At 38.8% G+C, this 14,036-nt stretch carries 15 protein-coding genes; all 15 read right to left on the bottom strand.

Going from position 1 to position 14,036, the window contains the following annotated elements:
* Positions 1-86: 86 nt before the first annotated feature.
* Positions 87-257, bottom strand: coding sequence for a hypothetical protein (locus HCB45_RS06675; RefSeq protein ID WP_185319922.1), 171 nt, complete (start codon positions 255-257; stop codon positions 87-89).
* Positions 258-724: 467 nt separating this feature from the next.
* The gene (gene wecB / locus HCB45_RS06670) at positions 725-1,864 is read right to left on the bottom strand and encodes a non-hydrolyzing UDP-N-acetylglucosamine 2-epimerase (RefSeq protein ID WP_185319923.1); all 1,140 of its coding nucleotides are present in this window, start codon (positions 1,862-1,864) and stop codon (positions 725-727) included.
* A gap of 117 nt (positions 1,865-1,981) precedes the next feature.
* A complete protein-coding gene (gene upp / locus HCB45_RS06665) occupies positions 1,982-2,611 on the bottom strand; it encodes a uracil phosphoribosyltransferase (protein ID WP_185319924.1) in 630 nt (209 codons plus the stop codon).
* 137 nt (positions 2,612-2,748) lie between these two features.
* Positions 2,749-3,990 carry a serine hydroxymethyltransferase gene (glyA, locus tag HCB45_RS06660; protein ID WP_185619362.1) on the bottom strand — a complete coding sequence of 414 codons (1,242 nt, stop codon included), beginning with the start codon at positions 3,988-3,990 and terminating at the stop codon, positions 2,749-2,751.
* A 135-nt stretch (positions 3,991-4,125) separates the two neighbouring features.
* Positions 4,126-4,533 (bottom strand): low molecular weight protein arginine phosphatase, encoded by a 408-nt coding sequence (locus HCB45_RS06655; RefSeq protein ID WP_185608113.1) that lies wholly within the window; start codon positions 4,531-4,533, stop codon positions 4,126-4,128.
* Complete coding sequence (locus tag HCB45_RS06650; protein WP_185619360.1) at positions 4,530-5,567, bottom strand: L-threonylcarbamoyladenylate synthase; 1,038 nt, start codon at positions 5,565-5,567, stop codon at positions 4,530-4,532. The genes HCB45_RS06655 and HCB45_RS06650 overlap by 4 nt, the downstream gene beginning before the upstream one ends.
* Positions 5,568-5,867: 300 nt before the next feature.
* Positions 5,868-6,719, bottom strand: coding sequence for a peptide chain release factor N(5)-glutamine methyltransferase (gene prmC / locus HCB45_RS06645; RefSeq protein ID WP_185619358.1), 852 nt, complete (start codon positions 6,717-6,719; stop codon positions 5,868-5,870).
* On the bottom strand, positions 6,706-7,782 hold the full coding sequence (gene prfA, locus HCB45_RS06640; RefSeq protein WP_185608110.1) for a peptide chain release factor 1: 1,077 nt from the start codon (positions 7,780-7,782) through the stop codon (positions 6,706-6,708). The genes prmC and prfA overlap by 14 nt, the downstream gene beginning before the upstream one ends.
* Before the next feature lie 22 nt (positions 7,783-7,804).
* Positions 7,805-8,380, bottom strand: a complete 576-nt coding sequence (locus tag HCB45_RS06635; protein ID WP_185619357.1) for a thymidine kinase — start codon at positions 8,378-8,380, stop codon at positions 7,805-7,807.
* 110 nt (positions 8,381-8,490) lie between these two features.
* Positions 8,491-9,357 (bottom strand): homoserine kinase, encoded by an 867-nt coding sequence (gene thrB, locus HCB45_RS06630; RefSeq protein WP_185619355.1) that lies wholly within the window; start codon positions 9,355-9,357, stop codon positions 8,491-8,493.
* Complete coding sequence (gene thrC / locus HCB45_RS06625) at positions 9,357-10,412, bottom strand: threonine synthase (protein WP_185319932.1); 1,056 nt, start codon at positions 10,410-10,412, stop codon at positions 9,357-9,359. Before thrC ends, thrB begins: the two co-directional genes overlap by 1 nt.
* Positions 10,413-10,414: 2 nt before the next feature.
* Positions 10,415-11,701 (bottom strand): homoserine dehydrogenase, encoded by a 1,287-nt coding sequence (locus tag HCB45_RS06620; protein ID WP_185319933.1) that lies wholly within the window; start codon positions 11,699-11,701, stop codon positions 10,415-10,417.
* Between the two features lie 222 nt (positions 11,702-11,923).
* On the bottom strand, positions 11,924-12,169 hold the full coding sequence (locus HCB45_RS06615; RefSeq protein ID WP_003726356.1) for a type B 50S ribosomal protein L31: 246 nt from the start codon (positions 12,167-12,169) through the stop codon (positions 11,924-11,926).
* 101 nt (positions 12,170-12,270) lie between these two features.
* Positions 12,271-12,708, bottom strand: a complete 438-nt coding sequence (gene gtcA, locus HCB45_RS06610; protein ID WP_003772268.1) for a cell wall teichoic acid glycosylation protein GtcA — start codon at positions 12,706-12,708, stop codon at positions 12,271-12,273.
* A 32-nt stretch (positions 12,709-12,740) separates the two neighbouring features.
* The gene (rho, locus tag HCB45_RS06605) at positions 12,741-14,012 is read right to left on the bottom strand and encodes a transcription termination factor Rho (protein ID WP_185319934.1); all 1,272 of its coding nucleotides are present in this window, start codon (positions 14,010-14,012) and stop codon (positions 12,741-12,743) included.
* Between the last annotated feature and the right edge of the window lie 24 nt (positions 14,013-14,036).

The raw sequence follows: 14,036 nt of genomic DNA, 5'->3' as shown, positions 1-14,036 counted from the left end.
CATCCCAATCCCAAACACACATGAAAGCCTTATCAGCGTGTCAGTTCTTAGCATACAACAGCCAAAAGAGAAAAGTCAATACACTTTCACAAATTGTGAGTACATCTATTACTAATAGTACCACAATCGGACCCATCCATAAAAGAATAGCCTATTATTTCTGAGATTTTTTTGATTTCAAAATCTAGTCGTTTCTTAGATTGCTCCGCCAGAATTATTTTTGTCCATTTAACAGCAACCAACACCTCCGTAATCATTGGAAAAACTAGTTGACCATTCGTGTGTTATTTCACAAAAAGGCCAAAACCACTTTCTTCCGCACAAATAAAAAAACTTCTACCACTATTGGTAAAAGAATTCGATACGATTATTCGCAAAATTCGCGACCGAAAGTTCTTTTCCCAAGAAAAAGAACGGAAAAAACAGCCGGACTCACTTATCATGAGTTGCATTTTGATATAGAGTGCCCGTATAAATTCCAATTCAGTCAACGCGAAACCTAGCGTCGGCGGGATTGTAGTGAATACTGAGCGCAGTCTTCTATCCCTATGCTAAAAACAAGCTATTTTTTGGGCTCTTATATTAATAACATTGACCATCTTATCACATGTAACATAAAAGAACTAGTGAAAATTAGGCGTGTAACATATCTGTAACAATAAGGCGCTTTCATTCCAAATAAAGAGGAAAACTAGACTTTTAACACCTAGTTTTCCACTGAGTTTTACACAATAAAATCTTCTGGCCTCTTCGTCCCATTAAATTGACTTTTAATTGCCGCCAAAATTCTATTAGCAGCAAAACCATCACCATATGGATTGGCCGCTTTCGCCATTTTATCATGATTTTCTTTATTATCAAGCAAATTTAGCGCTTCTTTAATTAGATCCGCTTTATTTGTTCCGATGAGTTTTAACGTTCCTGCTTCGATTCCTTCTGGACGCTCTGTTGTATCACGCAAAACTAAAACTGGTACACCCATGCCTGGAGCTTCTTCTTGTACACCGCCTGAATCGGTAAAAACAAGATAAGACTTGCGCAAGAAATTATGAAAATCAATTGCATCGAGTGGCTCGATTAAATGAATGCGTTCATGTCCACCTAAAATTTTCGTCGCTTTTTCTCTAACGGCTGGATTCAAATGCATCGGGTAAACGAGTTCAACGTCCTCGCGACTTTCCACAATTTCTCGAACTGCTTCGAACATCCCTTGCATCGGTTCGCCTAAATTTTCCCTGCGGTGAGCTGTCATAAGTATTAAACGATTGTCGCCAAGATTTTCTAAGATTGGGTGATGATAATCTTTTTGAACAGTTGTTTTAAGTGCATCAATAGCAGTATTTCCAGTCACAAAAATAGTAGCCGGGTTTTTCCCTTCAGCAAGCAGATTTTCTTTTGCTTGTTTGGTTGGGGAAAAGTGCATATCGGCCATAACACCCGTTAATTGACGATTCATTTCTTCTGGAAACGGTGAGTATTTGTTCCAAGTTCTAAGTCCAGCTTCGACATGTCCTAGCATTTTTTGTTGATAAAAAGTAGCCAGTCCCGCAGCAAAGCTCGTAGTTGTGTCACCGTGAACTAAAACGATATCAGGATTTTCTGTAGCAATAACGTCATTAATTCCATTCATTACACGAGAAGTTATATCGGCTAAAGTTTGGCCCTTTTTCATAATATCTAAATCAATATCTGGTTTTATATCAAAAATCGCTAAGACTTGATCTAACATTTCGCGGTGTTGAGCGGTAATAACTACCCTTGACTCAAACGTTTCTGATTCTTCTTTTAATGCCAAAACAAGCGGTGCCATTTTTATCGCCTCTGGTCTTGTCCCAAAGATACTCATTACTTTGATTTTAGCCAATTTTGAGCCTCCTTATAAAAAAACTCCTCAGAAATAGTTCGACAAAAAATTTCCCAGCCTGCGAAAAAGCAGCACTGTTTATCATTCCTTATCTCACTAAACCGAGGAGATTATTAATTATTTAGTTCCAAATAATCTATCGCCAGCATCTCCTAAGCCTGGACGGATATAACCATTTTCGTCTAGCTTTTCATCTAAGCCAGCCACATAGATTTCTACATCAGGGTGCGCATCTTGAAGTGCTTTAACGCCTTCAGGAGCTGCTACTAGACACATGAATTTCATATTACGAGCGCCGCGTTTTTTCAAGCAATCGATAGCCATAATTGCTGATCCACCAGTTGCAAGCATTGGGTCTACAACGATGAAGAGACGTTCTTCTACATCAGAAGGTAATTTTACAAAATATTCTACCGGCTCAAGTGTATCGTGGTCACGGTAAAGACCTACATGACCTACTTTAGCAGCAGGGATAAGTTTTAAAATGCCATCTTGCATACCAAGACCAGCTCTTAAAATTGGCACTACACCTAATTTTTTACCGGTAAGTGTTTTTGCAGTTGTTGTTTGTAGTGGTGTTTCAACTTGGATGTCTTCAAGTTCCATATCACGTGTAATTTCGTACGCCATTAATGTAGCGACTTCATCTACAAGTTCGCGGAATGCTTTTGTTCCCGTATTTTTATCTCGAATAATTGTTAATTTGTGTTGTACTAAAGGGTGATTAATTACGTGTACGTTTGCCATCGATTAGTTCGCTCCTTTGATATTGAAAATTTCCTTCTCTTATTGTATCAGAACAAGACACAAGTGCAAGGATTAATTTGCTATACATGAAAAAAACCGGATTTCTCTAAAATTAAGAAAAAACCGGTTCGCTTATTTTATAAACTTGGATAAAGCGGATATTCATTTGTTAAAGTAGCTACACGAGCTTTCACATCTGCGAGAACTTCTTCATTTTCTAAGTTATGCAGTACTTCTGCAATAAGTACGCCTACTTTTTCAATTGCCACTTCATCGAATCCACGAGTTGTCACTGCAGCAACTCCTACACGGATACCGCTTGTTACAAATGGGCTTTCTGTTTCAAATGGAATGGTATTTTTATTAACGGTAATACCAACCTCATCTAATACTTTTTCAGCAGCTTTTCCTGTTAAGCCAAGTGGTTTTAAATCAATTAATAGCAAATGATTATCCGAGCCACCTGTTAAAACCGCAACATCATTAGCTTGAAGTGTTTCTGCTAATTTTTTAGAGTTACGAATGATTTGTTCACAGTACGCAGTAAATTCAGGTTGTAATGCTTCCCCAAATGCCACTGCTTTCGCTGCGATTACGTGCATTAGTGGTCCACCTTGAATTCCTGGGAAAATAGATTTATTTAATTTTTGTTCCCATTCAGCTTTTGCTAAAATCATTCCGCCGCGAGGTCCACGAAGCGTTTTATGGGTAGTTGTTGTTGTAAAATCGGCATAAGGAACCGGATTTTGGTGTAACCCAGCAGCAACAAGTCCAGCAATATGTGCCATATCTACCATTAAGTATGCGCCAACTTCATCAGCAATTTCACGGAATTTAGCAAAATCAATTTTACGAGGATAAGCACTTGCACCTGCTACAATCATTTTTGGTTTATGTTTTAAAGCAGCTTCACGGACGATATCATAATCAATCTCTTTCGTATCTTCACGAACGCCGTATTCAACAAAATTGTATAAAACACCGCTAAAATTAACTGGACTACCATGTGTTAAATGACCACCATGTGAAAGGTTCATACCAAGCACAGTATCGCCTGGTTCAAGCACGGTATGATAAACCGCCATATTAGCTTGAGCGCCTGAGTGTGGTTGAACATTCGCATATTCAGCACCAAATAATTTTTTCGCACGGTCACGTGCTAAATCTTCCACGATATCCACGAATTCACATCCGCCATAGTAGCGTTTGCCTGGGTAACCTTCTGCATATTTATTCGTTAATACAGAACCCATTGCTTCCATTACTTGCTCACTAACAAAATTCTCAGATGCGATTAATTCGATATTCGCGCGTTGTCTACCAAGCTCTAACTTAATTGCATCAAAAACTTCTTTATCTTGCTTTTGTAAATAGACCATCTGTGGACCCCATCCTTTTCTGATAAATTTTTCAAGTGAACTGTTATGTATTATCTTTAATAATTACTTAAATCGGGTAGAAAAGCAAGCATTTTGGAATAAAAAAACGCAATTCCCGATAGTGAAGCGCTTCACTTATAGAAAACGTTCGGAAATTGCACTTTTTAGTTCGTAATAGGTAATTTCGTATTGCTCAATTGTTCCACCGTAAGGGTCTGGAATATCTATTTCATCTTCGGAAATTAGTTGAATTTTATCGCTTGCTTTCGGAAAAAGTGTTTTTAGTTCAGCTTGATGATTTTTAGTCATCACGTAGATTTGGTCTGCCCAATCCATATCTGCTTGTATGACTTTTTTAGCTTGGTGTGTTGCTGGTAAATTCATTTGCGCGAGAATCTGACGCGAATTTTCAGACATAGCATCCCCGTCCAAGGCGCGCGTCCCAGCCGAACGAACATCTAAATCCGGGCGCAAGTTCTGCAAGATTTTTTCAGCTAAAGGGCTTCGGCACGTATTTCCTGTACAAACAAATAATACCTTCATTCACGAATCCTCCTATTACCAGCAGCTTTTTCTAATCGGTTCATAATCGCTGCTCCAAGTTCCGTTTCTGGATATACTTCCGCAAAAATCACATCTACATCAGCATGGTCGAAAGCCCGTAAACCTTTGTAAAGACTGGTAGCTATTTCGTCCAATGCTTTTATACTTCCTGTTGTTTCGATGATTGCATTCGTATTTAGTTGATTTATCAGTTCTTTCGTTGCCAAAATACCAAGTTTTTTTTGAGCAGCTTCTGCTTTATTTATTTCATTTTGCCAAAACTGACTAGATCCTTCTACTAGATAAACTGGCGCTTTCGGTGCATAGTGCGTGTATTTCATGCCAGGTGCTTTTGGTTTTTCCATTTCTTTCGTGGTATTTGTTGATATATCTACAGGACCAATTATTTGTTCGATTTGTTCTTTTGTAACACCGCCTGGGCGCAGAATAATTGGACTGTCTAATGAACAATCAATAACGGTGGATTCTAGACCTACACCCGTTGCGCCGCCGTCAATAATTCCGGCAATTTTTCCATCTAAATCTTCTATTACATGACTCGCCGTCGTCGGACTTGGTTTTCCTGAACGATTCGCGCTTGGAGCCGCAACTGGAATATTCGCTGCATCTATCAACGCTAGACTAACAGGATGTTCCGGCATACGTACACCGACTGTGGATAAACCAGCAGAAACATTAGCTGCCAAACTATCTTTTTTCAATGGAAGAATAACCGTTAGCGGACCCGGCCAAAATTTTTCCATGAGTTGGATGGCTTTCGGAGGATAACTTGCAATAAATTGATCCATTTGTTCGCGACGTGCGATGTGGACAATTAGTGGGTTATCTGATGGACGGCCTTTCGCTCTGTATATTTTTTGAATGGCTGCTTGGTTGGTCGCGTCTGCGCCAAGACCGTACACTGTTTCAGTTGGAAAAGCCACGCATTCACCACTTTGGAGTAATTTGGCTGCTTCCTGAAAGATAGCTTGGTTTGATTGTTGCTTGTTTATGTTCCAATGAATGGTTTGCATGAATTCCGGTCCCCTTTACATAACTTCTATTATATTTTAACGGTTTCTGTCTTATTTTTACAGTATTGTTTTTTAAAATCTGGAAATCGCTCTTTTTTAACAAAAGTTATCCCCAAACTGTGGATAATAACTTTGTCAATGGGGATAACTTCTTGTGAAATGTGGATAATTCGTAAAGCTAAGTAAAAAAGCCATTCTTTTTATTAAAATTTGATTAAAAAATTTTTTTGCACAACATTTTATCCACAATTTTGTGGATAACTTTGAAATAAAAAAGACGCTCCTTTTACAGAAACGCCTTTATACCAATATATTTGAACATGTTACATAGCGATCTTTTGAATTGATATCTTTGTGGATAATAATATCGGATTGTGGATAACTTTTTTCAAATAATTGTTTTACCCGTTCACCTTGTGTATAACCTATCTCTACACCTACCCAAAAAGAGGAATTTAGGACATATTTTAAGTTATCCACAAATCGTTCATAAATAGCAAGTCCATCATTTTCAGCAAACAACGCTAATGAAGGTTCGTTTTTAAGTACATAATCCGACATTTCTGCTTTTTCTGTTTCAGAAATATATGGAGGATTGGCAACAATCATATCGAATCGTTCTTCGTTTTCTTTAAATGAATCAAGTAAATCTGTTTCTACAAAACGCACATCCGCATTTAATAACAATGCATTCTTTTTGGCCACGACAAGTGCTGGAGCGGAAATATCAGAAGCCGTCACCGAAATCTCAGGAAATGCTTTTTTGAGCGCAATCGCTATAATCCCGCTTCCGGTGCACACATCTAGCACGTTTTTAACTGGATGTTTTTTCAAAAAATCCTCCGCACAAGCGACTAACTCTTCTGTTTCAGGGCGCGGAATAAGGACATCTTCTGTCACTAAAAAATCATAGCCATAAAAAGGTGCTGTTTTTAAAATATACTGAACCGGCTCACCAGCTAAGTATCTTGCAAAGTCTTCCTCAAATTGCTTTTCATGATTCGGTTCAAGCTCACGACTTATTTCCATCCAAAGTTCAGAACGCGAAAGCCCCATTCTGGTTTCTAGTAAAATTTCTGCCGCATTTTGATCCAAACCTTTTTCAAGAAGGATGGCCTCGGCATTATTTAACAATTGACTAATTTGCGTCATTTAAATGCTCCAATTTACTTGTTTGATCTTCTAGGATGAGCGCGTCAATGATTTCATCAAGTTTGCCTTCCATGATTTGATCTAATTTTTGAATGGTTAAGCCGATACGGTGGTCGGTTACGCGATTTTGCGGATAGTTGTATGTCCGGATACGTTCGGAGCGGTCACCTGTTCCTACAGCTGATTTACGATTGGCATCATATTCTTCGCGAGCCTCACGCTCAAATTTATCATATACACGCGCGCGCAATACTTTCATCGCTTTGTCTTTATTTTTCAACTGAGAACGTTCATCTTGCATCGAAACGACAATCCCAGTTGGAATATGCGTTAAACGTACAGCTGACATCGTTGTATTGACACTTTGTCCGCCTGCACCAGTAGATGCAAATGTATCTGTACGGATATCTTTATCGTGCAGTTCAATCTCCACTTCTTCCGCTTCTGGCAAAATAGCTACCGTCGCGGTCGACGTATGAATTCGGCCGCCTGATTCTGTTTCTGGTACACGTTGAACCCGGTGCGCGCCATTTTCATATTTCATTCTAGAAAAGGCGTCATTTCCGTTCACCATCGCAATAATTTCTTTGTAGCCGCCAATACCAGTTGGGTTCGCATCCATTATTTCTACTTTCCAACCACGTGATTCCGCATATTTACTGTACATACGGAATAAGTCACCTGCAAATAAAGCAGCTTCGTCACCACCTGCTGCCCCGCGAATTTCTAAAATAACGTTTTTGTCATCATTAGGATCTTTTGGAACGAGTAATAGTTTTAAGCGTTCTTCCAGTTCTGTTTTTTCTTTTTGAAGTTCCGCGAATTCTTCTTTAGCCATTTCGCGCATTTCATCATCTAGTTTTTCTCCTAGAAGTTCCCTTGTTTCGTCAATTTGTTCATTCACGTTTTTGTATTCACGGTATGTTTCGACTGTCGCTGTAATTCCTGACTGTTCTTTAGAAAGATCGCGCAGTCGCTTTGGATCAGACACTACATCAGGATCGCTTAGTAGTTCATTTAGTTCATCGTAACGGTCTTCCACCGCTTGTAATCGATCGTACATTGAATTTCAACACCTCTTTAATTTATTTTATTGGAGGATTGGCATGACATTTGCGACACACCGGGTAATAGTGGTCATTTCCACCAATCATAATTTGTTCACCTGTATAAACTGGTTTTCCTTTATCATCCACGCGTAGAACCATCGTCGCCTTTTTGGCACAAAACCAGCAAATTGTTTTCATTTCTTCTAGTTTGTCTGCGTATAGCAGTAAGTACTTAGAGCCTTCGAATAACTCATTTCGAAAATCATTTTTTAAACCATAAGCAATGACCGGGATATTCAAATCATCCACAATCTTTGCTAACTGAAATACATGTTCTTTTTCTAGAAACTGTGATTCATCTAAAAGAACACAATTTGGTTTCGGGTTAATATTCGCTACGATTTCAAAAATATTTGTATCACTAAAAATAGGAGTTGCTTCTCGTTTCAGTCCAATTCGACTTGAAATGAAGCCAACTTGGTCTCTATCATCAATACCTGAAGTAAAAATCACCACTGTTTTATTTTGTTCTTCATAATTATGTGCGACTTTAAGAATTTCAATGGTTTTCCCACTATTCATGGAACCATAACGGAAAAATAATTGTGCCATTAAGACCGCTCCCTTTAACTTTATAAACTCTTTTCCTATTTTATCATAGAGCAGGACAAATTGGGACATATAGTTAAAAAAAGCTATGCCGCATATGGGCATAGCTTTTTTTAACGAAAAACTTCCGCGCCGCTTCCTTCGACATCAAGAAGAAGAACGTCCGCATCGATTTCCAGTGTTTGTAAAGATGTTTGCAGTGTGTTAGCGAGGTTTCGAGGAGCGAACACTAAGACAGTTGGACCCGCACCGCTCAAACAAGCAGCATAGGCTCCTTCACTTTTAGCAACATCGCGAATTTGTGTTAAATGTGGCACTAATTGACTGCGATATTTTTCATGCCATAAATCGCGTTCCATCATTTCTCCAGCCAGTGTCATATCATTGCGCAAAATCGCAGCAATCATAACATTGGCAATACTACTAGCTTGAACGGCTTCTTTGAATGGAAGCGTATCAGGCAAAACACCGCGACTTTCCGAAGTGAGAAGTTCTGCCTTTGGAATAAAAGCAATTAAAGCACAATCCGGAAAAAGGTGACGCACATAGAAATCTTCTCCATCTAATTTTGCTCCTACGACCCAGTTTCCTAGAACAGCAGGCGCAACATTATCTGGATGGCCTTCTATTTCAGCAGCTATACGAACTTTTTCCTCTTTTGAAAGGTTAAGTTCAGCAAGTGTATTGGCTAATTCAATCCCCGCAACAACCGCTGCAGAACTACTACCGAGTCCACGGGCTGGCGGTATATCGCAGGTCATCACTAAATGGTGCGGTATTAAATTAGGCGCTAGGTTTAAGGCAGTTTCGATAATCACATTCGTTTCATCGTGCGGAATTCCACCGCCAATATTATGTTCGATATACCAAGCATCAGCCTCCGCTCCAATATCAAGTGTTAAATACAACGTTAACGCTAAGCCACACGAATCAAAACCGGGACCGAGATTGGCCGTTGTTGCCGGGACACGGATACGCATTAAGCTTTCACTCCTGAACGTAAATGTATACGCATTGCTTCGATATCATCCACATGGGAAATCGGAATTTCATGCACACTCATCGCAGTATCCGGATCTTTTAATCCGTTTCCAGTAAAGACACAAACAACAGTTTCACCTTTTTTAATTGTTCCATTTGCTACATGTTGGATGACACCAGCTAATGATGCAGCAGAACCTGGCTCGATGAAAACACCATCTTGTGCTGCGATTTTTTTATAAGCATTAACGATTTCGTCATCTGTTACAGAATGAATATAACCACCAGATTCATCGCGAGCTGCTTCTGCAAGTCCCCAACTAGCTGGGTTTCCAATACGAATAGCTGTGGCAATCGTTTCCGGGTTATCAATTGGTTTTCCTTGAACTATCGCCGCAGCACCTTCTGCTTCAAAGCCATGCATCCGCGGAAGTCCAGAAGCCTTAGCCTCGTTCCACTCTTTAAAACCTTTCCAATATGCAGAAATATTTCCCGCATTACCGACAGGAATTGCAAGAACATCTGGCGCTGAACCTAATTGTTCACAAATTTCAAAGGCTGCTGTTTTTTGCCCTTCTATACGATATGGATTTACGGAGTTTACTAATGTCACTGCTTCAGTTTCAGCTAGTTCACGAACAGATTTTAACGCTTCATCAAAATTACCTTGAATCGAGATAATGTCTGCGCCGTACATAACTGCTTGCGCTAATTTTCCTAAAGCAACTTTTCCTTCTGGAATAACAATATAGGCTTTTAATCCCGCGCGTGTTGCGTATGCGGCTGCGGCTGCGGAAGTATTCCCTGTTGATGCACAAATAACTGCCTCGGCACCTTCTTCTTTCGCTTTAGCAACAGCCATAACCATCCCACGATCTTTAAAAGAACCTGTTGGATTTAAACCTTCATATTTTCCGTATAAAGTAACACCTAGTTCTTTGGACAAATTTGGTAAAGGAATAAGTGGTGTATTTCCTTCCGCAAGTGAAATCATTGGCGTTTTATCAGTTACTGGCAGATATTCTTTATATTTTTCTAGTAAACCTTTATACATATTTAACCCTCCACAACGGAATATTTTGCGAGCATTTGCATTTCTGGCTCATTTTTGACCCTAGATATTGCTTGTTCTAATTGCGCTTGGCTTGTTGAGTGTGTCACGATAACAACTGTCGCCGTAAAATCATCATACGGTTGTTGTAAAATTTTATCAAAACCAACACCAGCTTCTGCAAAAATCTGTGTCAGCTTAAGGAAGGTTCCTGTTTTATCGTCCATTGTTAGACGAAGATAGTATTTGGAGAAAACTTGTTCTTTCGGTGTATGTTTTGTTTCGTGTTTGTAACTGTTAAAAGCATTGCCGTTAGTACCGAGGCGGCTATTTTTGGCAACAGTAATTAGATCACTAACCACACTTGTCGCTGTTGGCAGTTCGCCAGCACCAGGTCCGTAAAACATTGTTTCTCCGACTGCTGCCCCAGTTACAAATACGGCATTATTCTCATAGTTAACGCCAGCAAGCGGATGTGCTTTTGGTAATAACACTGGTCCAACATTAACATTAACAGTGCCATTTGTTTCTTCGGCAGTACCTACTAGCTTAATTTTATAACCTAATTGATACGCTACTTCGATATCTTCAGGCGAAATCCCGCGAATACCATTTGTTTCTACATTATCTAAATTCACATTCATACCAAATGCGAGTCTTGTCATAATAACCATTTTTCTCGCTGCATCAATGCCGTCCACATCGTTTGTCGGATCGGACTCGGCAAAACCCAATGCTTGAGCTTCTGCTAAAACTTCTTCATATGACTTTTTCTCTGTCGTCATTTTTGTAAGCATAAAATTGGTCGTCCCGTTGACGATTCCCATTACTTTTTGAATTTTATCTGCTGCTAGGCTGTTGACGATTGTACGTAAAATCGGAATCCCACCTGCAACACTTGCTTCATAAAACAAATCACAATTATTCGCTTGTGCAACTGCCACTAATTCGTCGCCATGTAACGCAATCAAATCCTTATTCGCAGTTACTACATGCTTTCCAGCTTTCAAGGCCTGCAAAATGTATTCCCGCGCAGTTGTGATGCTGCCCATAACCTCGACAACAACAGCAATTTCTGGATCATCCAGTACATCAGACGGATTGGTGGTTAGTTCAAAACCTTTTGTTTCATAACGGCGATTTTTTTCTAAGTCACGAACTAGCACTTTTTTTACCGAAATACGGTAGCCAGTTACTTGACTAATTTTTTCTTGATGCTCTTCTAAAATATGAATAACACCGCTACCTACCGTTCCAAATCCTAACACGCCTACTTGTAACTTTGCTTCCACTTGAAAACCTCCTTATTATTGTTTAACAAAACAGAAAATTTAACTTTTTTAATACCTACTCATAAAAAAAGTAATTAGTGATATTATACGCAACTTCACAGGGAAAAGTAAACCCTTGAAAGGAAAGTTTTTATTTTTAGTAGTTTCAGGAAATAGTTCTATAAAAAAAACACACCCGGCAAAAGCCGAGTGTGCAAATTATTTCGTTCGTTACATACAGTCTTATTTGAGACCGTATTTTTTGTTGAAGCGGTCCACACGGCCGTCTGCAGTCGCATGTTTTTGTTTACCAGTATAGAACGGGTGCGAATCAGAAGAGATTTCGACACGAAGTAATGGATACTCGTTGCCATCTTCCCATTTAATTGTTTCGCTTGAGCTCTTAGTAGAACCTGACAAAAATTTGAAATCAGTACTAGTATCAACAAATACCACTGGACGGTACTCAGGATGAATTCCAGTTTTCATTTCTTTTCAACTCCTTCGCCCTGAATCATCTGAAACAGAGTAATTAAGTGCTTTTACACACAGTATAAATATTATAACAATGTTGAAGCAAACAAGCAAGATTATTTTTGCACTTTAAAGATTATCCATTTGCTAAACACGTAGTTCAGTACAAGCACAATAATATTGGTCCAAATTTTCGCCCATAATTCGTCTACAGATAAATAACTGATTAACAGAATCATGACTAAAATATCTATTATATAAGTTAAACAACGAAAACCAAAAAACGAACTCGCTTCACGAAGACGATCTTTCCAAGTTGGCGTATAACTTTCAAAAACAAATTTTTTATTAGAAAAGTAGGCAAAAAGTACAGATGCGATAAAAGCGATTGTGTTTGCAATACGATAATCCCAGTTCAAGATATACGTACATAACCAAAATGTCACGATATTAATAACTGTTGCAAAACCGCCCATAATTAAATACATCAAAATACTATGTATCTGGTCCGTATACCATGGAATTTTATTTAACAATTGTCTTATTTTACTCATAAAATAACTTCTTTCTCAGTAAGATATTTGGTTTATTTTTTAAACATTTCCTCTTGTAAAAGCTCATAAAAAGCTTCATTATTCTCTGTTTTCTTCAAATAGCGCACAAAGCGTTCTGAAATATCTAGTCCGTCGCTTTGTTTTGGCATAGCCTTACGAATTTTCCAAAGTTGTTCTAGGCGTTCTTTAGACAATAGCAGTTCTTCTTTTCTTGTACCAGAACGGCGCATGTCAATTGCTGGAAATACGCGGCGCTCAGCAAGCTGGCGATCAAGATGTAACTCCATGTTACCAGTACCTTTGAATTCCTCGTAAATAACATCGTCCATTCGTGAACCGGTATCAACTAGTGCTGTTGCAAGGATGGTCAAACTTCCGCCTTCTTCAATATTGCGTGCTGCGCCAAAGAAACGTTTAGGACGATGAAAAGCAGCTGGATCAATACCACCAGAAAGTGTACGACCACTTGGAGGAATAACCAAATTATAAGCTCTAGCTAAACGTGTGATACTATCCATCAAAATAACTACATCCCGTTTTTGTTCTACTAGACGCATAGCTCGCTCAAGAACTAGTTCAGCTACTTTAATATGATTTTCCGGTACTGCGTCAAAAGTGGAACTGACAACATCTGCTTTTACCGAACGTTCAATATCTGTTACTTCTTCTGGGCGTTCATCAATTAATAAGACAATTAATTCAGACTCTGGATGATTAGTCGTAATCGCATTTGCAATTTCTTTGAGTAACACTGTTTTACCTGCTTTTGGCGGCGCTACAATCAGCCCACGTTGCCCAAAACCGATTGGCGAAATTAAATCAATTGTGCGCGTCGAAATTGGCATTTTTCCAGTTTCCAAATGAATTTGACGATCTGGATAAAGTGGTGTTAGACCAGGAAAATGTACTCTTTCTTTGGCTACTTCCGGATTTTCCCCATTGACCGCTTCCACGTGTAGTAAGCCAAAGTAACGTTCATTTTCTTTCGGAGGACGCACTTTCCCTGATACTTTATCCCCTGTCCTTAACTCAAAACGTCTAATTTGAGAGGCCGAAATATAAATATCTTCCGAACTAGAAGAATAATTAATTGGACGTAAAAAACCAAAACCTTCATTTGGAATAATTTCTAAAACGCCTTCCATAAAAAAGAAACCTTCTTTTTCTGCATTTGATTTTAGCAAAGCAAAAATAAGTTCTCTTTTCGTTAGTTTGCTATAATAAGCGATTTTATGCTCTTTTGCCAAAGCGTAAATATCTTTTATTGTTAAACTTTCTAAGTATGCAATGGACAATTTTGCCATATGTGTACCACCTTTTTGAGTTAA

This window comes from Listeria farberi (assembly GCF_014229245.1).
In the GTDB taxonomy this organism is placed as follows: Bacteria; Bacillota; Bacilli; order Lactobacillales; family Listeriaceae; genus Listeria; species Listeria farberi.
Note: the sequence above shows the minus strand (reverse complement) of the source record. Positions and strands in the feature narration are given on the sequence as shown.

What these genes read in the sequence shown, in the direction of transcription:
- HCB45_RS06675 (WP_185319922.1), bottom strand. Translation starts at nt 257, where the DNA reads ATGATTACGGAGGTGTTGGTTGCTGTTAAATGGACAAAAATAATTCTG.
- upp (WP_185319924.1), bottom strand. Translation starts at nt 2,611, where the DNA reads ATGGCAAACGTACACGTAATTAATCACCCTTTAGTACAACACAAATTA.
- glyA (WP_185619362.1), bottom strand. Translation starts at nt 3,990, where the DNA reads ATGGTCTATTTACAAAAGCAAGATAAAGAAGTTTTTGATGCAATTAAG.
- HCB45_RS06655 (WP_185608113.1), bottom strand. Translation starts at nt 4,533, where the DNA reads ATGAAGGTATTATTTGTTTGTACAGGAAATACGTGCCGAAGCCCTTTA.
- HCB45_RS06650 (WP_185619360.1), bottom strand. Translation starts at nt 5,567, where the DNA reads ATGCAAACCATTCATTGGAACATAAACAAGCAACAATCAAACCAAGCT.
- prmC (WP_185619358.1), bottom strand. Translation starts at nt 6,719, where the DNA reads ATGACGCAAATTAGTCAATTGTTAAATAATGCCGAGGCCATCCTTCTT.
- prfA (WP_185608110.1), bottom strand. Translation starts at nt 7,782, where the DNA reads ATGTACGATCGATTACAAGCGGTGGAAGACCGTTACGATGAACTAAAT.
- HCB45_RS06635 (WP_185619357.1), bottom strand. Translation starts at nt 8,380, where the DNA reads ATGGCACAATTATTTTTCCGTTATGGTTCCATGAATAGTGGGAAAACC.
- thrB (WP_185619355.1), bottom strand. Translation starts at nt 9,357, where the DNA reads ATGCGTATCCGTGTCCCGGCAACAACGGCCAATCTCGGTCCCGGTTTT.
- thrC (WP_185319932.1), bottom strand. Translation starts at nt 10,412, where the DNA reads ATGTATAAAGGTTTACTAGAAAAATATAAAGAATATCTGCCAGTAACT.
- HCB45_RS06615 (WP_003726356.1), bottom strand. Translation starts at nt 12,169, where the DNA reads ATGAAAACTGGAATTCATCCTGAGTACCGTCCAGTGGTATTTGTTGAT.
- gtcA (WP_003772268.1), bottom strand. Translation starts at nt 12,708, where the DNA reads ATGAGTAAAATAAGACAATTGTTAAATAAAATTCCATGGTATACGGAC.
- rho (WP_185319934.1), bottom strand. Translation starts at nt 14,012, where the DNA reads ATGGCAAAATTGTCCATTGCATACTTAGAAAGTTTAACAATAAAAGAT.